The sequence below is a fragment of the Okeania sp. SIO3B5 genome, from assembly GCF_010692555.1.
In the GTDB taxonomy this organism is placed as follows: domain Bacteria; phylum Cyanobacteriota; class Cyanobacteriia; order Cyanobacteriales; family Microcoleaceae; genus Okeania.
In genome coordinates, this window is the sequence record NZ_JAAHHG010000126.1 from 1 (window position 1) to 22849 (window position 22849).

The 22849-nt window shown below is 34.0% G+C and carries 24 protein-coding genes; 8 read left to right on the plus strand and 16 right to left on the minus strand.

The window, feature by feature from the left end; all coding sequences use genetic code 11:
* A partial coding sequence (locus F6K54_RS18115) for a hypothetical protein (RefSeq protein ID WP_293080049.1) occupies positions 1-186 on the minus strand: 186 nt, incomplete at its 3' end.
* A 676-nt stretch (positions 187-862) separates the two neighbouring features.
* On the opposite strand from F6K54_RS18115, the gene F6K54_RS18120 reads away from it, so the two are divergent.
* The 4 genes from F6K54_RS18120 (at position 863) to F6K54_RS18135 (ending at position 14482) form a co-directional block, all read left to right on the plus strand.
* Entirely contained in the window at positions 863-2218 is a 1356-nt protein-coding gene (locus F6K54_RS18120) for an ATP-binding protein (protein WP_293080051.1), read from the plus strand.
* A 762-nt stretch (positions 2219-2980) separates the two neighbouring features.
* Entirely contained in the window at positions 2981-8719 is a 5739-nt protein-coding gene (locus F6K54_RS18125) for a hypothetical protein (RefSeq protein ID WP_293080053.1), read from the plus strand.
* Between the two features lie 1080 nt (positions 8720-9799).
* Positions 9800-10567 carry a 16S rRNA (guanine(527)-N(7))-methyltransferase RsmG gene (gene rsmG, locus F6K54_RS18130; RefSeq protein WP_293080114.1) on the plus strand — a complete coding sequence of 256 codons (768 nt, stop codon included), beginning with the start codon at positions 9800-9802 and terminating at the stop codon, positions 10565-10567.
* A gap of 669 nt (positions 10568-11236) precedes the next feature.
* Complete coding sequence (locus F6K54_RS18135) at positions 11237-14482, plus strand: EAL domain-containing protein (protein ID WP_293080055.1); 3246 nt, start codon at positions 11237-11239, stop codon at positions 14480-14482.
* A gap of 552 nt (positions 14483-15034) precedes the next feature.
* Here F6K54_RS18135 and F6K54_RS18140 read toward each other — a convergent pair.
* The gene (locus F6K54_RS18140; RefSeq protein WP_293080058.1) at positions 15035-15475 is read right to left on the minus strand and encodes an ArsC/Spx/MgsR family protein; all 441 of its coding nucleotides are present in this window, start codon (positions 15473-15475) and stop codon (positions 15035-15037) included.
* A 592-nt stretch (positions 15476-16067) separates the two neighbouring features.
* Between F6K54_RS18140 and F6K54_RS18145 the strand changes: the two genes are divergently transcribed.
* The 4 genes from F6K54_RS18145 to F6K54_RS18160 all read left to right on the plus strand — a co-directional run bounded on the left by F6K54_RS18145 (position 16068) and on the right by F6K54_RS18160 (position 19126).
* Positions 16068-16853, plus strand: coding sequence for an amino acid ABC transporter substrate-binding protein (locus F6K54_RS18145; protein ID WP_293080060.1), 786 nt, complete (start codon positions 16068-16070; stop codon positions 16851-16853).
* 267 nt (positions 16854-17120) lie between these two features.
* A complete protein-coding gene (locus F6K54_RS18150; protein WP_293080063.1) occupies positions 17121-17789 on the plus strand; it encodes a pentapeptide repeat-containing protein in 669 nt (222 codons plus the stop codon).
* A gap of 614 nt (positions 17790-18403) precedes the next feature.
* Positions 18404-18634 (plus strand): hypothetical protein, encoded by a 231-nt coding sequence (locus F6K54_RS18155; protein ID WP_293080066.1) that lies wholly within the window; start codon positions 18404-18406, stop codon positions 18632-18634.
* A gap of 18 nt (positions 18635-18652) precedes the next feature.
* Entirely contained in the window at positions 18653-19126 is a 474-nt protein-coding gene (locus F6K54_RS18160) for a DUF3368 domain-containing protein (RefSeq protein WP_293080070.1), read from the plus strand.
* Between the two features lie 206 nt (positions 19127-19332).
* On the opposite strand, the gene F6K54_RS18165 is transcribed toward F6K54_RS18160, so the two are convergent.
* The 14 genes from F6K54_RS18165 to F6K54_RS18230 all read right to left on the minus strand — a co-directional run bounded on the left by F6K54_RS18165 (position 19333) and on the right by F6K54_RS18230 (position 22761).
* On the minus strand, positions 19333-20295 hold the full coding sequence (locus tag F6K54_RS18165; RefSeq protein WP_293080073.1) for a glycosyltransferase family 2 protein: 963 nt from the start codon (positions 20293-20295) through the stop codon (positions 19333-19335).
* Positions 20296-20731: 436 nt separating this feature from the next.
* Positions 20732-21016, minus strand: a complete 285-nt coding sequence (locus tag F6K54_RS18170; protein WP_293080076.1) for a hypothetical protein — start codon at positions 21014-21016, stop codon at positions 20732-20734.
* On the minus strand, positions 21013-21153 hold the full coding sequence (locus tag F6K54_RS18175) for a hypothetical protein (RefSeq protein ID WP_293080079.1): 141 nt from the start codon (positions 21151-21153) through the stop codon (positions 21013-21015). Before F6K54_RS18175 ends, F6K54_RS18170 begins: the two co-directional genes overlap by 4 nt.
* Positions 21150-21290: a hypothetical protein gene (locus tag F6K54_RS18180; RefSeq protein WP_293080082.1), complete on the minus strand. Its 141-nt coding sequence runs from the start codon at positions 21288-21290 to the stop codon at positions 21150-21152. The genes F6K54_RS18175 and F6K54_RS18180 overlap by 4 nt, the downstream gene beginning before the upstream one ends.
* Entirely contained in the window at positions 21287-21427 is a 141-nt protein-coding gene (locus tag F6K54_RS18185) for a hypothetical protein (protein ID WP_293080085.1), read from the minus strand. Before F6K54_RS18185 ends, F6K54_RS18180 begins: the two co-directional genes overlap by 4 nt.
* Positions 21424-21564, minus strand: coding sequence for a hypothetical protein (locus F6K54_RS18190; RefSeq protein WP_293080088.1), 141 nt, complete (start codon positions 21562-21564; stop codon positions 21424-21426). The genes F6K54_RS18185 and F6K54_RS18190 overlap by 4 nt, the downstream gene beginning before the upstream one ends.
* The gene (locus F6K54_RS18195) at positions 21561-21701 is read right to left on the minus strand and encodes a hypothetical protein (RefSeq protein WP_293080091.1); all 141 of its coding nucleotides are present in this window, start codon (positions 21699-21701) and stop codon (positions 21561-21563) included. Before F6K54_RS18195 ends, F6K54_RS18190 begins: the two co-directional genes overlap by 4 nt.
* Positions 21698-21838, minus strand: a complete 141-nt coding sequence (locus F6K54_RS18200) for a hypothetical protein (protein WP_293080094.1) — start codon at positions 21836-21838, stop codon at positions 21698-21700. Before F6K54_RS18200 ends, F6K54_RS18195 begins: the two co-directional genes overlap by 4 nt.
* Positions 21835-21975, minus strand: a complete 141-nt coding sequence (locus F6K54_RS18205; protein ID WP_293080097.1) for a hypothetical protein — start codon at positions 21973-21975, stop codon at positions 21835-21837. Before F6K54_RS18205 ends, F6K54_RS18200 begins: the two co-directional genes overlap by 4 nt.
* Positions 21972-22112 carry a hypothetical protein gene (locus F6K54_RS18210; RefSeq protein WP_293080100.1) on the minus strand — a complete coding sequence of 47 codons (141 nt, stop codon included), beginning with the start codon at positions 22110-22112 and terminating at the stop codon, positions 21972-21974. The genes F6K54_RS18205 and F6K54_RS18210 overlap by 4 nt, the downstream gene beginning before the upstream one ends.
* Before the next feature lie 97 nt (positions 22113-22209).
* Positions 22210-22350 carry a hypothetical protein gene (locus tag F6K54_RS18215; RefSeq protein ID WP_293080103.1) on the minus strand — a complete coding sequence of 47 codons (141 nt, stop codon included), beginning with the start codon at positions 22348-22350 and terminating at the stop codon, positions 22210-22212.
* The gene (locus F6K54_RS18220; protein ID WP_293080105.1) at positions 22347-22487 is read right to left on the minus strand and encodes a hypothetical protein; all 141 of its coding nucleotides are present in this window, start codon (positions 22485-22487) and stop codon (positions 22347-22349) included. The genes F6K54_RS18215 and F6K54_RS18220 overlap by 4 nt, the downstream gene beginning before the upstream one ends.
* Positions 22484-22624, minus strand: a complete 141-nt coding sequence (locus F6K54_RS18225; RefSeq protein WP_293080108.1) for a hypothetical protein — start codon at positions 22622-22624, stop codon at positions 22484-22486. The genes F6K54_RS18220 and F6K54_RS18225 overlap by 4 nt, the downstream gene beginning before the upstream one ends.
* Positions 22621-22761: a hypothetical protein gene (locus F6K54_RS18230; RefSeq protein WP_293080111.1), complete on the minus strand. Its 141-nt coding sequence runs from the start codon at positions 22759-22761 to the stop codon at positions 22621-22623. The genes F6K54_RS18225 and F6K54_RS18230 overlap by 4 nt, the downstream gene beginning before the upstream one ends.
* Positions 22762-22849: the final 88 nt, after the last annotated feature.

A 22849-nucleotide genomic window follows, 5' to 3' on the forward strand; every position in this document is an offset into this window, starting at 1 on the left:
TCCCCAATTCTCACATCTGATTCGGTGATTGCTATAATTATTATTTTCATGTAATCCTATATAAATTTGCTGAAAAACTAGCAAATAATGGTTGATATCATGTCCGGTAGCATCGTTTGTGTATAAAATTAAAGTGACAATGGGAGAAAACCTTCTGCCTTCTGCCTTCTGCCTTCGTTCCACCAAACCCTAATTAGGGTTTGCTGATTAAATTTCAAATAATTACCAGATAAAGGTTTTAGCCTTTTTAGGTATTGAAAAAGTACATGGTTTTCAGCTCTTCATGGTCATGCATGGAGCGCATTAAAGAGCGCATAGTTGGGCAAAAAAATTCTCCCCTACTCCCCTACTCCCCTACTCCCCTACTCCCCTACTCCCCTACTCCCCCGCTCCCCTACTCCTGAAAAAAGACTTTTTTAGCAAACCCTAATTATTCAACCGGACATGAAAGGCTAAAATCTTTATCTATAAAGACTTTTAGATTTAATCAGCAAACCCTATTATAGCTTTTTTGAGAGGTAATATCATGTCCGGATAATAGCGTGATAAAAAACCTTTTCCCTTCTAACCTTTTCTTTCCTTCTGCCTCCTGCCTCCTGCCTCCTGCCTTCGGATCTCCAAAGTGTAAGTATTCAACCGGACATGATATAATTATAGCTGACTCAAACGGTTCGATTATGCGATCGCACGTTCTATATCCCGGATCGCTAAACGAAGTTTAATGCCATTAATCATCTTTTCTCGAATATTATTACTTCTGAGGCTTAAGCACCTAGGGGCTAACATACCTCTTGCCCATATTCAAAAAATTAAAGAGAATAAAACAGTTTAAGTACTATATAATACCACCTTTTTTTTTGTTATGGGAAAACCTGTGTTAGAAACTCTTGACTTAATTAAATTTTACAAATCCTGTAACCCTAGTAAGACCCTGATCGTAGGACATCCTGAAGATGAAAAATATTACATAGATTTTGCCAGTGTTAGAGGTAGTGACATTATTCGAGAATTAGAAAGAACAATAACACTACTATCTGGAAATCAGCCAACTTGTCAATTATTTACAGGACACATCGGTTGTGGTAAGTCCACTGAACTATTTCGACTGAAAGATAAACTAGAAAAACAAGGATATCATGTTGTTTACTTTGAATCCTCTGAAGACTTAGATATGGGGGATGTAGATATTAGTGACATTTTACTGGCGATCGCTCGTCAAGTCAGCGAAAGTATGGAGCAAGCCAACATTAAACTAAAACCAGGCTACTTCCAAAAACTATTTACGGAAATATCAGAAGTATTACAAACCCCGATCCAACTTTCAGCAGAGGCAGAAGTATCTGTTGGTATTGCTAAAATTACTGCTAAAACAAAAGATTCTCCCAAGCTACGTTCTCAGTTAAGACAATATCTAGAACCACGAACCAGTACCATTCTAGAATCAATCAATCAAGAATTACTAGGACGAGCCAATATTGAACTTAAACGCCGAGGCAAACAAGGACTTGTAGTGATTGTTGATAACCTAGACCGCGTAGATAACTCACCCAAATCATGGGGACGTACTCAACCAGAATACTTATTTGTAGACCGGGGAGAACAACTGAAAAAATTAAACTGTCATGTAGTTTACACAATACCCCTGACTTTAATGTTCTCTAATGACTATGGCAGATTATCCAGTAGATTTGGAGTTAAGCCAAAAGTACTACCGATGGTGCCTGTACAAGTCAGGAGCAAAAAACCCACAATGGAACCTAATGATTACGATCCAGGAATGTCATTGTTACAACAGATGGTATTAGCTAGAGCTTTTCCAGAAATATCATCTCAAGAACGTCTAGAATTAATCTTAAGTCTATTTGATGCCCCTGAAACCCTCAACCGACTTTGCCGTATTAGTGGGGGTCATATGCGACGACTGTTGATGTTGCTCTATAGCTGTCTACAGCAAGAAGACCCTCCTTTTTCCCGCAAATGTTTAGAAAATGTAATTCAGGAATACCGAGATGATTTGCTCAGAGCTATTACTTTTGATGAGTGGGAATTGTTATTTAAAGTAGTACAAAATCAAAGGGTTACTGGTGAGGAAGAATGTCAAACTTTACTGCGAAGTATGTTTGTGTTTGAATATCGAGACCGGGATGGTCATTGGTTTGGAATTAATCCGGTTTTGGCAGAAACTAAAAAGTATGCTAATTGGGTTAATAGTAATTAGGGCTTGCTGAATAAATATGAAAGCTTTGACTGATATTGGTAAGTGCCTTTTTAGGTCTGAAATACCTTGATTTTCAGCTCTTGATGCTCAAAAAGTTAGGATTTTGGACGTTTCGAGGGGGAGAAAATCAAGGGATGATATTTTGACGACACGCTAGCGCTAACACACCCTACTGGCGCTAAATTTTTAATTCTTACTTTTGACTTTTGAATGCATGACTTTTGAATTGAAAATTCTTACTTTCTGTTCTATAATTCCCATTTCTCCTGGATTGCAGGATTGCAGGATTCTGGCTCCTGCCCTCACCACTCATACTTTTGAGCGCAAACCCTAATTAGATTTTTAGGGAGTAGGGAACAGCGGTGCGACCCCGCGTCGGTGGCAGACGCAAGCGTTTGGAACCCGCATCGGTGGCAGACGCAAGCGGTTGGAACCCGGGGCGAGGTCCTCTCGCCATGGGAACCCTGACCAAGAGGGGGAAAGCGCATCAAGAGAGGGAACAGAGAATGGGAAACACCAAAGAAATAAAATTCTCACATCTGGTTCGGCGATCGCTATAGTTTCAAGTCTAAGATTTGAAATAATTTTGGTAAAATTACTGTAGTGTCATTTCAGTTATCAGTTATCAGTTGCCAAAGTTTTGAGCCTGTAAAATCTTATTTTTAATTTCTAACTTCTAACTTTCAACTTTCAACTTCTAACTTCTAACTTTTGACTTTTGACTTTTGACTTTTAACTTTTGACTTCACATGACTTTTCACTATGAAAGATTTGAAAAACCTTGAAGAAAGTATCATCTACAATCAGCGGTCTTTCAAAAGATTGATTAGGTCTATTACTCTTTCTCAAGGGCAATTTTCACTCATTTTAGTTTTCTGTAACTATGAATGTTTGCAGGAAACAATTATGAGACAATTAAGAGAATTATCTTCAGTAGAAGTTCAAGAAATAGTATTACCAAAAACTGTCAATACTCTTTACACAACAATTGATAAACAACTAGATGAATTCCCTAAATCATCGGCATTAATGGTGTTTGATTTAGAGAAGGTAGAGGCAATAGATGAATTACTGATATCTACTAATCAGGTAAGAGATGAATTTCGGAAAAAATTTAATTTTCCTTTAGTTTTATGGATAACAGATGATTTGTTAGCTAAACTAATTAAACTAGCACCTGATTTTAAAAGTTGGGCAGCAGCTACAATCAAATTTGAATTAGCAGCTTGTGATTTAATAAGTTTACTAAGACTGGAAGTAGAAAATTATTGGATAAATGAGTTTACTGATGAAAAACAAATAATACCATTATCAACTAATAATACAGTTTCTACTTTGTACGGACCTTGCATACAACGTCCCTACAATTGCATTGAACATCGCAATTTTTCGTCTTTTCAAGGATTAGGTAAAAATCAACGTCAAGAAATTGAGTTGGCTCTCAAAGACCTCAAAGACCGCGCTCAATATTTAGAACCAATCCTCAAGGCTAATATAGAGTTAATTCTTGGTCGAGATGATTACTACAGTGAAAAGATAGATTATGCTATTTTTCATTATCAAGAAAGTCTAAATTTATGGAAAAATGAAGTTAGAGAACAATGTTATCTAGATGAAACTAAATCTTCTGATGTGTCAATTATTAACAATAGATTAATCTTAGAAAAACAAGGAATTATTATATATAATATAGCTTTATGTTACTATCTGAAATCTACTCAAATTGCTCCACCTAAACTTCCAGAGCTAGAACAAGCAAGACTGAAACTTCAAGAGTCAAAAAAGTTATTTGAAAAGGTTAATTCTTTTAGTTTAGTAGCTCAAGTTATTACAACACTAGGGCAAGTTATAGAAAAGAAAAAAGCTTGGGGAGAATTAGAGGTTATTGCTATAGAAGGGTTAAAAATACATCAAGAATATGGAAATGATTTACAAGTAGCACAAGATTATGGTTTTCTAGCAGAAGTAGCTTTACAAAAATCTAATTGGGAAGAGGCGCTACAGCTATCTGAAAAAGCACTTAATGCTTTATTTTATGCCACTGATATAACATTACCAACAGAAAAAAATAGATACTTATATTTACTAGCAAGAAGCCTCAAAAAACTACATCGCCAAAAAGAAGCTATTGAATATTTAGAAATAGCTGAAGTTACAGAAAGAAATGCAATTAAAAATAGTTTAAAAACTCAAAAAGCTAGAGACCCTAAAATTTATTTAGAGATTTTAACAGAGTTGCGGGCACTTTATTATGACCAAGGAAAATATCTACAAGCTTTTCGTCTCAAGAAAACACAGAAGCAAATTGGTCATCAATATGGACTGATAGCTTTTATTGGTGCATCTCAATTACAGCCACAAAAACAAGTTTATATTCAAGAATCACTAGATTATCATCAAAATTTACCGGAAGAAATAACTGCTTCTAGTAGGCAAAAAGATATTAATAATCTGCTAGAAAGAATGAGTCGAGATGACTGCAGATTAACCATTATTCATGGTCGTTCTGGTGTTGGTAAAAGTTCTTTAGTTAATGCTGGATTAGTACCAGCTTTAAACAATATTAGTATTTCAGCAAGAGATACAATACCCGTAGTAGTACAAGTATATACTGACTGGCTGGAAACATTGGCAAATTGCTTACAAAAAGCTTTATATAACAAAGGAAAATATCGACAGGAACGAAGTCTCATAAAACAGGAAATCAATTATGCAGAAAATATAGCATCAAATAACTCAATAAATTCTGATTTAGAAACAGAGGAAATTACTCCATATTTGCGTCATATTACAGATAAGTTTAAAGCTATAGAATCATCTATTTTAGAAATTTTAAAAAACAATGCAGAGAGGAACTTATTAACAGTAATAATCTTCGACCAATTTGAAGAATTTTTCTTTACTAGCAACACCAGTGAAGAGAGAGAAGCATTCTATACATTTATGCGAGATTGTCTCAATCTACCTTTTGTAAAAATAATTTTATCCATGAGAGAAGATTATTTACATTATTTATTAGAATGTGACTTTATTAATTATCTAGATGCCATTAACAATAATATTTTAGACAAACAAATTCGTTACCACTTAAGAGATTTTTCTAGAGAAGATGCTTACACTATCATAGAATGTTTGACAAAAAGAGCTAAATTTAATTTAGAGCCAAAATTAATAGATGTAATTGTTGATGGTTTAGCAGATGAAAGAAACAATATTCGCCCCATTGAATTGCAAGTAGTAGGAAGTCAACTACAAGAAGAAAAACCTCCCATCAAAACCTTAGTTCAATTCCAGAAAAAATTTGGTATTAACCCACAAGAAGCCAAAGAAAAATTGATTAAAAAGTTTTTGGAGCAAGTAATCGTAGATTGTGGAAAGAAAAATGAAGAAACTACTATGCAAATTTTGTTTGCACTGACTAATGATAATTTGACCAGAGCTAGTCGTACTCAAACAGAATTATTAGAAAGAATTGAACAATTTACCAAACAAACTAATAATAATTTAGATAAAATAACCAAAAATCAACTTAATTTTACTGATAGCAAAGAAATTAATCTGCCAGAATTAATATTAGAAATATTAATAGATTCAGGATTATTATTTGTCAGAAAAGAATCCCATGAAAAACACTATCAGTTAGTTCATGATTATTTAGTAAAACCAATCCGTCAAAGATTTAACTTAGAAGAGAGATTACTCCAAGCTGAAGTAGAAATTAAGCAAGCAGAAATCGCTAAAAAACAAGCAGAAAACGAAAAAATAATTAGTCAAACTCAACTAAATATCGCTTTAAAACGACAACTAGCAGTAGCAATTGTGGGAATTATTTCAATGTCACTTTCAACTATCGCCACACTAGGTTTTTGGCAGAGAACAATATTTCAAAAACAGGTGGCAGATGCTCAAAGATATCGAGCAGATATTAATAGCATGACTGCTGTTTCAGAAGCATTGTTTTTCTCAGATTATAAATTTGATGCTCTCATAGAAAGTCTCAGAGCAGGTGAAAAATGGACAAAGATTAAACAATCATTAGGTGAAAATCATCTATCAAATGAAACCGAATATCGCATAGCAGCATCCCTACAACAAGCAGTTTATGGAGTCAAAGAATATAATCATTTAGAAGGACATGGTGACGTAGTTTGGAGTGTAACTTTTCAACCTGAAGGTAATTTAATTGCCTCTGCTAGTGTAGATAAAACTATTAAGTTATGGACGCACGATGGCAAACTAAAAAAGACATTAAAAGGTCATACAGATAGTGTCAGCAGAATTAGTTTTAGCTCAGATGGAAAATATTTAGCCTCTGCTTCCCATGACAACACAGTTAAAATATGGAACCTTCAGCAAACAAAAATTAAACCTTTGAATCTGAAAAGCCATCAGGATGATGTAACAGCAGTCAGCTTCAGTCCAGATAGCAAAATATTAGCATCAGGTTCCCAAGACAAAACCATCAAAATTTGGAGCAAAACAGGAACATTACTTAGAACAATTAAAACCAGAGCTGTTGTCAATTGGGTTAGTTTTAGCCCAGATGGGCGAGTTGTTGCAGCAGCTAATGCAAATGGCACCGTCAAACTATGGAATCTTAGAGGCAGACTATTAGCAACTTTAAAACATAGAAATGGCAAGAATAATAACGCAGTCTATAGTGTCAATTTTTCTCCTGATGGTCGCAGGATAGTCACAGGAGGTGGAGACCGAACGATTCAAATTTGGCGCTTTTCGAGAAACAGAGTTATTCTAGAAAGGAAAATTGTCGGGCATAAGCAAGAAGTTCTCAGTGCTAGTTTTTCCCCTGATGGTCAAACAATAGCTTCCTCTAGTGCGGATAATACCATCAAAATTTGGAACCGAGATGGAAGTCTATTGAAGACTTTTTCTGGTCATGGAGACAAAGTTACTCAGGTTAGTTTTAGCCCCAATGGTCAAACCTTGGCTTCAGCAAGTTATGATAAGACTATTAAATTGTGGAGTCTCAAAAACAGTTCTCTAAATATTCTACAAGGACATAAACACAGAGTTCTGGGTGTGAGTTTCAGTCAAGATGGTAGTATCTTAGCCTCTGCATCTCAAGATAATACAATTAAACTGTGGAGTCGTGCAGGTAAGTTACTTAAGACTCTTGAGGGACATACAGATAGAGTCGCAAGTATAAATTTTAGTCAAGATGGGGAAATTCTTGCTTCTGGTAGTTATGACAATACAGTAAAATTATGGCATCTTAACTATCCAGATAAAATCTGGAGCGCAGCTTACACAGATTATGGCACGGATATGCCGATAGGTCATGGAGTAGGGGAGTGGGGGTCCTTGAGGACACGGAGAGGGGGAGACACGGAGACACGGAGAGGGGGAGATGGGGTGTCACCGCGTCCCCGCGTCCCTCTGTCTCCGTTTCCTCATGGGGAGATGGGGAGATGGGGAGATGAGGAGATGGGAGTGGGGGAGATTGGATGTTTTGTGAAAGTAGGTGATTTTTGCATAGTTCCTTTTAGTAAAATTCTTTCTTTACTTCCCAATAACTTTACCCTTCTGCCACAATTCAATTTTTCCACCAATCAATATTTTGAAGCAGGAAACTATAGTAGTTTGACTAATATCGCCCCATTAGGGATGTTGCATGCAGCGTCCCTACAAGCAGAAGTTGCGACCAGACTAGAATGTTGTTCAAAGGATATTAGAAATATTTGTCTTGATTGGAATTGGAATGTAAATTATAATTCTGTTTATCCTATGTTTAAAAATATTAATCTTATAGGGCATAGTGATAGTGTAATGAGTGTCAGTTTTAGTCCGAACAATCAAATTATTGCTTCTGGTAGTAAAGATAAAACAGTTAAGTTGTGGAACCGCAGAGGTAAATTACTTAAAACTTTAGTTGGTCATAAAAAATGGGTCAATAGTGTTAGTTTCAGTCCTGATGGCAAAATGCTTGCTTCTGCTAGTGATGATGGTACTGTGAAACTCTGGAGTATAGATGGTGAGCTGTTAAGAACTATTCCTGCTCACGATAATTGGGTGTTGGGGGTAAGTTTTAGTCCAGATGGTAAGGCGATCGCTACGGCTAGTTATGATAATATGGTTAAACTCTGGAGTGTGGATGGTGAGTTATTGAAGACTTTTTTAAAGGGTTCTAGTGATAGTGTAACCAGTGTTAGTTTTAGTCCTGATGGTCAGGTAATTGCTTCATCTAGTTATGATGGTAAGGTGAAGTTATGGGGTCTTAATGATGGGAATTTGTTGAAGACTTTGAGCGGTCATGGAGATAGTGTGATGAGTGTTAGTTTTAGTCCTGATGGTAAATTTTTAGCTTCAGGTAGTAGAGATAATACTGTTATTTTGTGGAATTTGGCATTGGATGATTTGTTGGAGAAAGGTTGTAATTGGGTGAGTGATTATTTACATACTAATCCTAATGTTTCTGATAGCGATCGTCAGTTATGTACAGAAGGCAGGAGGCAGAAGGCAGGAGGCAGGAGGAAGAAGTAAGAATTCAAAAGTCAAAAGTCAAAAGTCAAAAGTCAAAAGTAAGAATTTTTAATTCAAAAGTCAAAAGTCTTTTCAAGTCAAAAGTCTTTTCAAGTCAAAAGTCAAAAGTCAAAAGTCAAAAGTAAGAATTTTTAATTCAAAAGTCAAAAGTCTTTTCAAGTCAAAAGTCAAAAGTCAAAAGTCAAAAGTAAGAATTTTTAATTCTAAATTTTGAATTAAAAATTAAGAAAAAAATTATCGTGGTCAATCGAAATCAAGGATTTAGTAAGTATTTATGCTTAATATTTAACTGAAAATTTGACTCCTGATCGAGATAAATGAAGATAATTTATATAGTATAAATACCGTAAGCATTCAGCTATTAGCCGTAAGCTAGCCTCCTCCGGAGGAACTGCGTTAACAGCAATAATATCATGTCCGGATAATTAGTGATAAAAAAACTTTCTCCTTCTCTTCTTCTTTCTTCCCTCCTGAATTCTGGATTCTGAATTCTGAATTCTGAGTAGTTTATTTATAACTGTTCAACCGGACATGATATAAGACTCTGTGCTTAAGAAAGGGGTTTAAATGAATATAGACTTTGGAGCTGACTTTTGTAGTAAGATTTTTCGTTTCTCAATTAAGAAAGCTTTTATCACTAACTAAAGGCAATAGCTGATAGCTGATAACGTAGTTCTGACCATAGGAGGCTAGCTGACGGCTGAATGCTTACCTAAATAGGACTTGCTGAATAAAATTGTAATCAATACCTGTAAAGGCTTCCAGGGTTAAATATTGCTGAGGGGGTGCAAGGTTTTTGGCTTCATTAGTCTCAAAATGCTAATATTTTTCCCCTGACTATCAGAAAATTTGGCCGTAGTAGATAGTCTAAACTGTTCCCTGTTCCCTGTTCCCTGTTCCCTGTTCCCTGTTCCCTGTTACCTATAATCACCATCAGACTTTTTCAGCAAGCCCTAAATACTTAAGCAACCTAAAGGATTTTATACTAATTTTCATGTTACAAATTGAGATGCGGAATGTGGGATAAAATATTATTTTTAACTTTTGACTTTTGACTTTTAACTTTTGAATTCTGTGAAAATGAACGATAATAATACCCAGATATTGCCAGAGATGAATTCTCTTTGGCAGGAAACATTAAATTGGCAACCAACAGCAGAACAACAACAGCAATTTCAACAACTTTATCAGTTGATTCTTATTGGCAATAAAAAGTTAAATTTAACTAGAATTACTACCCCAGAAGATTTTTGGGAAAAACATTTTTGGGATTCCCTCAGAGGCATTAAGTTTATCTTAGAAAATCAGATAAACTCCCAAGAAGAAAAAAAGGTTATTGATATTGGAACTGGTGCAGGTTTTCCAGGATTACCAATTGCTATTACGTTACCTAAATATACTGTTACATTACTAGATTCAACACGCAAAAAAATTAATTTTATTGAAACTATTCTAGCAGACTTAGCTATTAAAAATTGTTTGACTTTAACTAACAGAGTTGAACAAATTGGTCGGATATTTCAACACAGAGAAATTTACGATTTTGCTCTTTTAAGAGCTGTTGCTCCTACAATAGTTTGTGCTGAATATGCTTTACCAATGTTAAAAATAGGTGGCATAGCAATTTTATATCGGGGAAACTTTACAACTGATGAACAGACTAATTTGCGAGAAGTGGTCAAAGTTTTGGGAGGAAAAATACATACTATTGAGGAATTTAAAACTCCCTTAACTAACAGTATTCGTCATTGTATATATTTGCAGAAAGTCAATAAAACTCCGATAAATTATCCTCGTCCAGTTGGTGTACCTAGTCAAAAACCTTTGAATTATCTACATAAACCTTAAAAACAAGCGTAATATCATGTCCGGATAAGAGCGTGATGAAAAAACTTATTATGAGTGCTTCAACAGTAAATCTTTCTATTTTCCCTACTCCCCCACTCCCCTACTCCCCTACTATCTTAATTATAAGTATTCAAACGGACATGATATAAGCATTCAGCTAGCTCGCAGTCAGCTCGAGCGTAATAAAAATGAATGAACCAAGTATTTGCTTAACTTCTACTGCATTTTTGAACAAAGAACTGAAGCACAAGAACAACGAGCTTAAATTGTCCACTAAAGGTAATAAAGCTAATAGCTGAATGCTGAATGCTTACAAACAAGCTTTAATACTTTCATTTTTTGCAGGTTAAGCCTAAACATAATATTTCAATACCCATAACTCGTACTTTATGTCAAGCTTCTGATTGCAGAGGTACTGATAACTGATAACTGATAACTGAAATAACTCCTGAATCCTAATAAATAGCCTAACTATTTGTAGCAAAAAGTTGTCAAAGTTGTTGGTATTATAGGTAATATAAAATTAAAATAAGCTATAATATTCTTTAATACTGAGGTGAACGTGAAACCCTATTCTATACTTCAAATTTTGCGATTTGTCTCCCACATAGATTTTTTCATTCAGCAATGCAATCTTCAAATCTTGGTTAAATAACTTAATAAATAACTATGAATAGTATTGAATGGGTAACTTCGTCAGAAGTCAATCTAATTAGCTGTGACCGGGAAGCAATTCATATTCCTGGTGCAATTCAGCCTCACGGAATACTCTTGGTACTAAAAGAGCCAGAATTAATTATTTTACAAAGTAGTAAAAATACTCAGGAATTATTAGGGGTTGACTGTGAAGAAATTATTAATCAGAAATTAGATAAAATTCTCAAAGTATCCCAAATAAAAAAAATTCAATCAGTTTTAAACAAGAAAAAACAAGTAGACATTGTTAATCAGATAAGTTTATTAGTCAAAACTCCTGACAAAGGAGATACATTTTTAGATGGCATTATTCATCGTTACAATGGTGTTGTGATTCTAGAGTTAGAACAAAAATATTATCAATCTAGCAATATTTCTTTCTCAAATTTTTATTATCTAATCAGAAATTCTACATACAAACTTCAAAGTACCTTAAATTTTGAAGAATTAATTGAGTTTGTTGTCAAAGAGGTCAGAAAAATTACTGGATTTGACCGGGTAATGGTATATAAGTTTGATAAAGAAATGAATGGAGAGGTCATTGCAGAAGACAAACAAAAAAATTTAGAATCATACCTAGGATTACATTATCCGGCAATGGATATTCCCAAGCAAGCCAGGATATTATATACTTTAAATTGCCTGAGAATAATACCAGATATAAATTATCAGCCAATTGCAATTTTTCCCACAAATAATCCAATTACTAATCAACCTTTAGACCTGAGTTTTAGCGTGCTAAGAAGCGTTTCTCCCATACATATAGAATATCTAAAAAATATGGGAGTAAAAGCAACTCTATCTATGTCTTTAATTAAAGATAAAAAATTATGGGGATTAATTGCTTGTCATCACTATTTACCCAAGTTTGTTTCTTATGAACTGAGGAAGGCTTGTGAATTTATATCTCAAGTAATGTCTGTAGAACTTGTTTATAAAGAACATACAGAAATAAATTATTATTATCTTCAAGGTTTAAAAAATCTAAAAAATAATATTATTGAATCGATGACTAACAGCAAAAACTTTTTGCAAGGATTAGTTAAAGAACCAAATAGTTTGCTAAACTTAGTAAATGCTAAAGGCGGAATAGTATGTTGGGGAGATAACTGCACTTTACTAGGTAAAACACCCACAGCAAAAAATCTCAAAAAATTAATTTCATGGTTAAAAACTAATATAAATCAAGAAGTTTTTTATACAGACTCTCTAGCTAAAATTTATCCAGAGTCAGAAAATTTTAAAGATACAGTTAGTGGTTTACTGGTAATTACCATAAATCTAAGTCAAAAATCTTATCAAGTTGTTTGGTTTAGACCAGAATTTATTCATACTGTAAACTGGGGAGGAGAACCCAATAAAATCGTCAAAATTCATGAAGAACCAGAAATAAGATTGTCTCCACGGAAATCATTTGAATTGTGGAAAGAAAAAGTTAAATTAACATCTCATCCATGGCAGGAACAAGAAATTGATGTAGCTCTAGAACTGAGAAGTGCAATTATGTTAGCAGCTTTAGAATCTTCCCAAGAAGAGTTGCGTCAAAGCAAAGAACTTGCTCAAGTTACTCTAAAATCAATTGGGGATGCTGTAATTACAACTGATGCAGAGGGTAAGATTGAAGGGTTGAACCCCATCGCAGAAAAACTCACAGGTTGGTCAATGATGGAGGCTAGAGGTTTGCCAGTGGAGCAAGTATTTTCAGTTATTCAAGAAAGTACTCGCTTGCCCATAGAAAATCAATTTGAAAAAGCGATTAACTCTGGCATGACTTTGAATATAGATACAGATGCTGTACTCATTGCTAGAGATGGTAGCGAATATGCCATTGATGATTCAGTAGCACCCATTCGCAATTTGGCTGGTGAGATTATTGGAGCAGTGCTAGTATTTCGGGATGTTACCCAAGAAAGATATCTGGCAAATCAGTTATTATGGCAGGCAAGTCATGATCGGTTGACAAGTTTAGTTAATCGCTATCAATTTGAGCGACAAGTTGAACAGTTGCTGAAACTCAGCGCTCGAAATCCTACTAATAGTCATGCTCTCTGTTATCTTGATTTAGACCAATTTAAAATTGTTAATGATACCTGTGGTCATGTAGCAGGGGATGAATTGTTACGTCAAGTTAGTAATTTGCTGGAAAGTTCAGTACGAAAAACTGATACTTTAGCACGTTTAGGAGGTGATGAGTTTGGCTTGTTGTTACACAATGTAAAACTAGAAACAGCAAAGCAGATAGCGAATTCACTGCGGGAAGAAATTATGAATTACCGATTTATTTGGGAGGAAAAGGTTTTTAGAATTGGAGTGAGTATTGGTTTAGTTTCTATCGACAGCAGTACTCAAGAAGATTTGGCTAGCGTGTTGAGTGCTGCAGATGCTGCTTGCTATGCTGCGAAGAATTTGGGGAGGAATCGAGTTCATGTTTATCAAGTAAATGATAATGAGTTAGTCAGACAGCGCAATCAGATTAAGTGGGCAGTAAAAATTCCTCAAGCTTTGGAGGACAATAGCTTTTGTTTGTACTATCAATCTATTATACCTTTGATAGCAACTGATTCTGTTTCGGAACATAAAGAAATACTTTTACGCTTGCAGGATAGTTCTGGGAAGATTATTTCTCCGATGGCTTTTATTCCAGCAGCAGAACGCTATAATTTGATGAATCAAATCGATCGCTGGGTAGTGAGCCATGTTTTTGCATATTTAGAACAGTGTTTTCAAGAAGTAAGGAAATTTGACTGTGTGTATACTATCAATCTTTCTGGAGATAGTATTAATGATGAGAAGTTTGTTGAATTTTTACATCAGCAATTTGACTCTCATCAAATAGAACCTCAAATGATTTGTTTTGAGGTGACAGAAACTGCGGCGATCGCTAATTTAAAGAAAGCGGAGATGTTTATTCGCTCTCTAAAGGAGTTAGGTTGTAAGTTTGCTTTAGATGATTTTGGTAGTGGGATGTCATCTTTTGGTTATTTAAGAAATTTGCCTGTAGATTACATCAAAATTGATGGTTCTTTTATTAAAGATATTGTGGATAATCCGATTAACTGTGAAATAGTGGAGGCTATTAATCGTATTGGTGATATGATGGGGATGGAAACAATTGCTGAGTTTGTGGAAAATGAGGCTATTTTAGCAAGGTTGCAAGAAATAGGTGTTGATTATGCTCAGGGTTATGGAATTGCTAGACCAAAACCTTTAATTAGCTAGTAGTTAAACAATTAATAATTAATAATTAATAATTAACAATTACCGAATAATTAATAATTAGGGTTTGCTGAAAAAGTCTTTTTGCTTTTTGTAGGGAGTAGGAACCCACCCCTCGCCCCTCCCCCTCCCAGCTATCCCTTACCCATAACTCCTGAAACCCTTGTGCGGACGGGGAGACACGGAGAGGGGGAGACACGGAGAAAAAATCATAGTATCTAAATAAAAATACTTAAAATTTTACAGATAAATGTGCTTTTTCATACATTTTTCTCCCAAAAAAGCCGAACTAAGACTTACCCATAATTTGTCAGTTTTGTCAAGTTTTATGTTAAGAAATATGTGGGTAAAGCATAGCCCTCCCAGGAGGGGAAAAAAGGAGTAGGGAGTAGTTAGGGCGTAGAAGAAATGAGAATTACAGATTCAGTGGCCATTCATAATAGTCAGAGTGATTTTTCGGCTGCGTGCAGGGCGTGAAAATTCTCACTTTTTTCACAATAGCTTGTGAAAAGCTCATACTTTTTCCAGACATAAATTGCCTCAAACCAATATCAGTTAATGCCCGTGATGATGACTATTTGGACAAGTTTGTAAGTCTTGACTCATTAACTCCTCACTTTTTTCCCTCTGGGTTTCATCTACAGCTTGTAAACCAACCCAGTTATTTACAATTTCTACATCAAATCCCACTTCTCTGCGATCGCCCACTTGCATTAGAGGACGACGGATAAGTAATGGATCACTCAGCATCATTGTTAGAGCAGTTTCAGCATCAATTTGTTCGGGAACTACTTCTCCAGATTTAACTTTTGGAGCAGCTTTATTAAACCACTCTACTACTGGGCGATCGCCAAAAAATAAACGCAAATTATCTTTTGTCCAAGTTTCTTTCAACAGGTTGTGAGTTTCTAATTGATGACCTGCTGCTTCCAGCAAAGTCTTTTGCTTGGTATTGTTCTTACAACCTGGTTTCTCATAAAAAACCACCTTTGCCATTGTATTATCTCCTCAGCAGTTTTTTGGTGATTTTCTAATCTTAATGCCTACTTAAATAGTAAATTGTTACCAATTATCAAGAAATTTGATTGTCAAGTATGGTATAATTTAACATCTGATTTTTATTTCAGATAAAATACTTGTCAAGTAAGCATTCAGCCGTCAGCTATTAGCTATTACTTTTGGTGTAGTTTCAAAGCTGTATTAATCTCGTCAGAGTTAAATCTTAATTACAAAAATTGTTAAACTTTATATTCATTTAAACTCCTTCCTTAAAGGCAAGGTCTTATTGCTGTTAACGCAGTTCCGACCTAGGAGGCTAGCTGACTGCTAATAGCTGTTTGCGCAGTATTACGTAGGAAATGCTTACCTTGTCAACAAGCTAACTTTGTTACACAAATAATGAAATTATTAATCTATTAATTTCGATAATCCAATTATATTCTTCCTTCCTTATTCCTTCTTCCTTTTTAATCAATTCACTTAAATTATCAGTTTATTAATTTTGATGTTCCAGTTATCTTCTTCCTTCTTCCTTCTTCCCTCTTCCTTCTTAATAGCTATATTTTTAATCAGTTTTTCTCTAACAAGTTTGGCAGAAACTGTAGAAGAAACTATAGAAGAAACTGTATTAGAAAAAATTCAACAAACGAGGGTACTAAAAGCAGGCTTTAGAAGTGATGCTGCTCCTTTTAGTTATATCAGCAGTGAAACCAATAAATTAGAAGGTTATTCTGTTGAATTGGTTAAATTAATTCATCAACGTCTAGAACAAGAACTTGGTAGATCGATTAAATTGGAGTGGCAAGAAGTATCTCTAGAAAACCGTTTTCAAATAATCCAAGATGGAAAACTAGATATTGTCTGTGCTGCTACAACTATTAATAATAAGAGAGAAGAAATAGTAGATTTTTCCATTCCTTTTTTTACTACAGGTATTCAATTGTTAGTAAGAAAAACAGATGTAGAAAGATTTGACCCCATGAAAGGTACTACTGGAAAAGTATCTATAGGATTTTTAGCAAGCTCAACTACTGATGAAGAATTTCGCCCTATTTATCCCAATGGAAATTGGCAGTCACTTTCCAACAGAGCTGAAGGTATTAGTCAATTAGATAATGGTAAAATTGATGCTGTTGCTAGTGATGGAATTTTATTACTAGGAGAAATTAGGCAACAAAATAAAAATATTAATGAGTTTGAACTAATACCTAAAATTCCTTTTACTTTTGAAAATTATGGTTGTATTTTGCCATTACAAAATCCAGGTTGGGATAAATTTGTTGATAGTACTATTGCTAGTGATGAAAATACCCAACTTTTGCATCAGTGGTTTGACCCTGAAAAAGGTAGGTTTCCTTATGAAAGCTTCAGATAATCGATAGAAGGCAGAAGGCAGAAGGCAGAGGGCAGAAGGGAAGAAAAGGTTATACCATTTCTCCGTGAAGTTGCACTTAATATAAAGATGAGAATAGTTACTTTAATAAGGTCTGAGCAATAATTATTAAGCGCATTGTTACAGAGAAATAGTATTAGACCAAATTAAGCAATTATCAATTATCAATTATCCATTATCCATTAATAAAATCCTGTTTATCTATTCTGAAGGGAGTATATTTTAAAGAAAAGTTTTGATGAACATATTATGACAATAGAGGAATTATTAAGACAATACGCAAGAGGAGAAAGAAATTTCAGTGGTGTTTATCTACATGAAGTACACTTGCTAGAAGCTGAATTAGAAGGGGCTAATCTTTTTGAAGCAGACTTAATAGGTGCCAACCTGAGTCGGGCTAATCTCAGTCGAGTAAATTTGGCCAAAGCTAATCTTAGTCGAGCTAATCTAATTGGAGCAGACCTAAGTGGGGCCAATTTATCTGGAGCTATTCTGACAGGGGCTAAACTCAACAAAGCTGACTTAACAGGAGCAAAACTTACCAGAGCGGACTTAAGTCGTTCTAATTTTAGTCAAGTTAATATGATTAATGCTGACCTCTCAAGAGCTATCCTCTGTGAAACAGACCTGCACGGGGCCAACTTATATGGCGTGAATTTCCGACGCGCTATTCTTAATGAAGCAGACTTAATTGGAGCTAACCTTGCCAGAGCAGATATGGCAGGAGCTGATTTAATTGGAGCAAGTTTAATGAGAGCTGATTTAACAGAGGCTATTTTGAGTGCTGCGGACTTAAATGAAGCAAGTCTTTTGGGTGCTAATATTTCCAATTTTAATATAGATGGAGCAGCTCTCCAAGGAGTCATAATGCCAGATGGCGCAAGTTATGAAGAGTTTCAAAGAAGTCTGCAATATTAGTACCTAAAGCCTGACACCAATGCTAAATTGCATGGCCCAGGCTTTTTGATGTTTTGCTTGTGATTATGTGAGCTACTAAATCAAAATATTGAATTTTAATTATTAGGAACTATTTCTACATCTGAAATATTATAAATATGATTTTTATATAGCAATTCCCATACTCGTGAGATACAAAATTTTAGGCTTGAGGGAACAGGGAATAAAAAGATAAAAAGATAACTGTACCTCATGATCTTGTGAAGCACTATATTTGATTATAAATATTAATTACCTGCTTGATTTTTTTCTTTTGAATTTTATTTTTCCCACTTCTATTTCTCTACAAACTTGATTTTTCTAATGAACCTAATTCTGAGATTAAATAATATCATGTTCGGTTGAATACTTATAAATAGTTGAATACTTATAAATAACTGTTGTGAGTCCTCAGGAGTCAGGAGTCAGGAGTCAGGAGGGAAGAAAGGATAAAAAGAGGAAATATTGGAGAAAAGTAAAGAGAATTTCAGTATTTCTTTGGTACTGTCGATACTATCGGTCATTAAATTTTATTTATAACTGATTATCCGAACATGATATAAATTGATTAATAGGCAGGATAAAAATGACAAGCATTGTTAATTTATAAAGATATTGCAGCATCTTTGCCAGTTTTTTTAGAAACGGAACAAAAAGAAAAAATTCTGTTTTTAATAGGTGCTTTGATGACGCGATTAATTAGTTTGAAGAAGGGTGCTGAAATTATGGGTATTGATTCTGAGGAATTATTGCAGACGTTAGATTTATTAGGAGTTGAATTTTCTTATCTATCTTCAGAGGATGGAGAACTGGAGCAGAAGTGGTAAAAGATTTGAAAATTTTTATTGATTCGTCTCCGATTATTTTTTTTAGTCAGGTTGCAAGTTTTAGAGTTATTTCTTAATGCTAATGATGATTTTTATTTAACTCCATCGGTTATTACTGAAATTCAGACTAAGAATGATGAAATTAGTCAACAGAGTGAGCTGTTATTAGGAAAAGAAAAAGTTTTGGTACAGGGAACTAATTTAATATCTCTGTTTAATAGTCTTAATGTTAATTTGGGAAGAGGGGAGTCAGAGACTATTGCTTTAGCTACAGAATTACAAGCTGATTTTATTATTTTAGATGATTTGGCTGCTAGAAAGATGGCTACTAAGTTAGGGCTAAATGTTAGAGGGACTTTAGCAATTTTAAAAAAGTTAGCTCAGTCAGAAAAAATGGAAATAAATGATAAAAACGAATTTTATCAAAATCTCATTAACATCAAGTTTAGAATTTCTCGTTCTATTTTTGATAGTGTATTTTACGATTTCTGAGTTAACTGTGGGTAAGCATTCAGCTATTAGTATTTTCTAGGTCATGCTCCGCAAACAGCAATCAGCTATTTGAACTTATGCAAGCAATAACTGAGGTTAAGTTATAGCCAATTTCATTAATGAATTTTAATTCTCCTTGGTGGATAATTTCCTTCTAGTATGATAATGAGTTAATAACAAATAGCTGATAGCTGACTGCTGAATGCTTAAACATTTTCTTCGCTCTCTTCTATAACTTCACAAATCTGCTTATCCACATAATCATCATCTATATTTTTAGTAATTAATTCTGCCAAAATGCCTAAAGATATTAACTGTACAGACAGAATAATACACAAAATTCCAAATAAAAATAAAGGGCGAGTACCTATAGGTCGAATCTCCATAAACCAAAGTACAGTTAAATAACCTAAAGATGTCATTCCCATAGCACCGAAGAATAATCCTAAACTTCCAAATAAATGACCTGGTTTATGTAAATAATGAGTAGTTGCTAAAACAGTTAATAGATCGAGAAAACCACGGGTATAACGTTCTAAACCATATTTAGATTTTCCCTGTTTCCGTTGATGATGTCGTACTGTTACTTCAGAAATTTTAAATCCCAAACTATGGGCTAATACTGGAATATATCGATGTAATTCTCCATAGACTTTGATACAGTCTAATACTTCTTTTTTATAAGCTTTTAAGCCACAATTAAAATCATGTAATTTTACTCCAGTTAAAATTGATGTTACTCCATTAAATAATTTCGATGGTAATGTTTTGGAAAAAGGGTCATTACGATGTTTTCGCCATCCAGAAACTAAATCATATCCTGACTCTAATTTTTCCAAAAATTTAGGTACTTCTGCCGGGTCATCTTGTAAATCTGCATCTAGAGTAAAGATAATATTTCCTGTAGCTTTTTTAAATCCAGCAGATAAGGCGGAAGATTTACCAAAGTTTCTTCTAAATCTAATTCCTCTGATTTTCTGGGGATATTCTTTGATTAATTTATTAATTTCTATCCAAGACGAGTCGTTACTACCATCATCTATAAAAATTATTTCATAACTATCAATTTCAGCTAAATTCGTGACATCTAAAATTCGCTCAAACAAGGGTTTGATTGTGGCTTCTTCGTTATAAACTGGAATGACAAAACTGAGGTATTTACTATTCAAGGTTCAATTTTAATTAGGGTTTGCTGAAAAAGTCTTTATTGCCAGGGGAGAATCCAGAATTCAGAATCGGTGAATTCAGAAGGAATGGGAATTATAGAAGAGGTAGGAGGAAGAATCTTCCCTTGATTTTCTTCTCCTCGAAATGCCCAAAATGCTAAATTTTTGAGCGATTGGAGTTAAAAACAAGGTACTTTTTCAATACCTAAAAAGGCTAAAACCTTTATCTGTAAAAGCTTTGATATTTAATCAGCAAGCCCTAATTATCAAAATTATATTGATTGGTTAAAGCTGCTGAAGTCAAAAGTCAAAAGTCAAAAGTCAAAAGTAAGATTTTATCGGCTTGAGACTTTGATTGTACAGTAATTTCAGGCACTTATTTGACATCTAAAGTTTTAAAATATTTGTGACACCTTTAAAGTTAATTGGTATTACGATTCTAGGTCCAATTCTCATTCTTAAAATTATGTTGATGGGTTAAAGCTATCCCATATTGACGATTTTTTAATTTCAAATAGTCTGTTAAAACATTGTTAGTTGAGTCTTGGATATTTTGTTGATTTTCTTGAGTTTTCAATGGGTAACTTTTGGCTTGAATATATCCTTTCGAGGTAGATAATTCATATTCATTTCCGAATAATTCTGCTAAATTGGTAGGAGGAAAATCTGAGATTCTAAAACTTTTGACATTTTTTTCTGGATTAAAAATAACAAGACATTTCATTGAATTCCCAGAATCACAAAATTGAGGTATTTCAGATTCTTAGCTCTGAATAATTCTGCTAAATCCACAGGAGGAAAATCTGAGATTCTAAAACTTTTGACATTTTTTTCTGGATTAAAAATAACAAGACATTTCATTGAATTCCCAGAATCACAAAATTGAGGTATTTCAGATTCTTAGCTCTGAATAATTCTGCTAAATCCACAGGAGGAAAATCTGAGATTCCAAAACCATTGACCACATTTTCTTGATTGAGAATAGCAAGACATTTCATTGAATTCTCAGAATCAGAAAATTGAGGTATTTAAGATTCTTAGCTCTGAATAATTCTGCTACATCAGCAGGAGGAAAATCTAACATTTCAAAACCTTTGACAATTTTTTCTGGATTGAGAATAGCAAGACATTTCATTGAATTGTCAGAATCAGAAAATTGAGGTATTTAAGATTCTTAGCTCTGAATAATTCTGCTACATCAGCAGGAAGAAAATCTAACATTCCAAAACTTTTGAGAATTTTTTCTGGATTAAAAATAACAAGACATTTCATTGAATTCTCAGAATCACAAAATTGAAGTATTTAAGATTTTCAGCTCTGAATAATTCTGCTAAATCCACAGGAGAAAAATCTGAGATTCTAAAACCTTTGACCACATTTTCTTGATTGAGAATAGCAAGACATTTCATTGAATTCCCACAATCACAAAATTGAGATATTTAAGATTTTCAGCTCTGAATAATTCTGCTACATCAGCAGGAAGAAAATCTAACATTTCAAAACTTTTGACAATTTTTTCTGGATTAAAAATAACAAGACATTTCATTTAATTCTCAGAATCACAAAATTGAGGTATTTAAGATTTTCAGCTCTGAATAATTCTGCTACATCAGCAGGAAGAAAATCTAACATTCCAAAACTTTTGAGAATTTTTTCTGGATTAAAAATAACAAGACATTTCATTGAATTCTCAGAATCACAAAATTGAAGTATTTCAGATTTTCAGCTCTGAATAATTCTGCTAAATCCACAGGAGGAAAATCTGAGATTCCAAAACTTTTGAGAATTTTTTCTTGATTAAAAATAGCAAGACATTTCATTGAATTCTCAGAATCACAAAATTCAGGTATTTCAGATTTTCAGCTCTGAATAATTCTGCTAAATCAGCAGGAGGAAAATTTGACATTCCAAAACTTTTCATGGAATTCCCAGAATCACAAAATTGAGGTACTTAAGATTCTCAGCTCCTGATAATTCTGCTAAATCCACAGGAGAAAAATCTGAGATTCTAAAACCTTTGACCACATTTTCTTGATTGAGAATAGCAAGACATTTCATTGAATTCCCACAATCACAAAATTGAGATATTTAAGATTTTCAGCTCCTGATAATTCTGCTAAATTGGCAGGAGGAAAATCTGAGATTCTAAAACCTTTGACCACATTTTCTTGATTGAGAATAGCAAGACATTTCATTGAATTCCCACAATCACAAAATTGAGGTATTTCAGATTCTCAGCTCCGAATAATTCTGCTAAATCCACAGGAGGAAAATCTGAGATTCTAAAACCTTTGACCACATTTTCTTGATTGAGAATAGCAAGACATTTCATTGAATTCCCACAATCACAAAATTGAGATATTTAAGATTCTCAGCTCTGAATAATTCTGCTGAATCCACAGGAGGAAAATCTGAGATTCCAAAACTTTTGAGAATTTTTTCTGGATTAAAAATAACAAGACATTTCATTGAATTCTCAGAATCACAAAATTGAAGTATTTCAGATTCTCAGCTCTGAATAATTCTGCTAAATCCACAGGAGGAAAATCTGAGATTC

What these genes read in the sequence shown, in the direction of transcription:
- F6K54_RS18120 (WP_293080051.1), top strand. Translation starts at nt 863, where the DNA reads ATGGGAAAACCTGTGTTAGAAACTCTTGACTTAATTAAATTTTACAAA.
- F6K54_RS18230 (WP_293080111.1), bottom strand. Translation starts at nt 22,761, where the DNA reads ATGAAATGTCTTGTTATTTTTAATCCAGAAAAAATTCTCAAAAGTTTT.
- F6K54_RS18135 (WP_293080055.1), top strand. Translation starts at nt 11,237, where the DNA reads ATGAATAGTATTGAATGGGTAACTTCGTCAGAAGTCAATCTAATTAGC.
- F6K54_RS18210 (WP_293080100.1), bottom strand. Translation starts at nt 22,112, where the DNA reads ATGAAATGTCTTGCTATTTTTAATCAAGAAAAAATTCTCAAAAGTTTT.
- F6K54_RS18200 (WP_293080094.1), bottom strand. Translation starts at nt 21,838, where the DNA reads ATGAAATGTCTTGTTATTTTTAATCCAGAAAAAATTGTCAAAAGTTTT.
- F6K54_RS18220 (WP_293080105.1), bottom strand. Translation starts at nt 22,487, where the DNA reads ATGAAATGTCTTGCTATTCTCAATCAAGAAAATGTGGTCAAAGGTTTT.
- F6K54_RS18195 (WP_293080091.1), bottom strand. Translation starts at nt 21,701, where the DNA reads ATGAAATGTCTTGCTATTCTCAATCAAGAAAATGTGGTCAAAGGTTTT.
- F6K54_RS18180 (WP_293080082.1), bottom strand. Translation starts at nt 21,290, where the DNA reads ATGAAATGTCTTGCTATTCTCAATCAAGAAAATGTGGTCAATGGTTTT.
- F6K54_RS18175 (WP_293080079.1), bottom strand. Translation starts at nt 21,153, where the DNA reads ATGAAATGTCTTGTTATTTTTAATCCAGAAAAAAATGTCAAAAGTTTT.
- F6K54_RS18150 (WP_293080063.1), top strand. Translation starts at nt 17,121, where the DNA reads ATGACAATAGAGGAATTATTAAGACAATACGCAAGAGGAGAAAGAAAT.
- F6K54_RS18140 (WP_293080058.1), bottom strand. Translation starts at nt 15,475, where the DNA reads ATGGCAAAGGTGGTTTTTTATGAGAAACCAGGTTGTAAGAACAATACC.
- F6K54_RS18170 (WP_293080076.1), bottom strand. Translation starts at nt 21,016, where the DNA reads ATGAAATGTCTTGTTATTTTTAATCCAGAAAAAAATGTCAAAAGTTTT.
- F6K54_RS18215 (WP_293080103.1), bottom strand. Translation starts at nt 22,350, where the DNA reads ATGAAATGTCTTGCTATTCTCAATCAAGAAAATGTGGTCAAAGGTTTT.
- F6K54_RS18205 (WP_293080097.1), bottom strand. Translation starts at nt 21,975, where the DNA reads ATGAAATGTCTTGTTATTTTTAATCCAGAAAAAATTCTCAAAAGTTTT.
- F6K54_RS18190 (WP_293080088.1), bottom strand. Translation starts at nt 21,564, where the DNA reads ATGAAATGTCTTGTTATTTTTAATCCAGAAAAAATTCTCAAAAGTTTT.
- F6K54_RS18125 (WP_293080053.1), top strand. Translation starts at nt 2,981, where the DNA reads ATGAAAGATTTGAAAAACCTTGAAGAAAGTATCATCTACAATCAGCGG.
- F6K54_RS18225 (WP_293080108.1), bottom strand. Translation starts at nt 22,624, where the DNA reads ATGAAATGTCTTGCTATTCTCAATCAAGAAAATGTGGTCAAAGGTTTT.
- rsmG (WP_293080114.1), top strand. Translation starts at nt 9,800, where the DNA reads ATGAACGATAATAATACCCAGATATTGCCAGAGATGAATTCTCTTTGG.
- F6K54_RS18185 (WP_293080085.1), bottom strand. Translation starts at nt 21,427, where the DNA reads ATGAAATGTCTTGCTATTCTCAATCCAGAAAAAATTGTCAAAGGTTTT.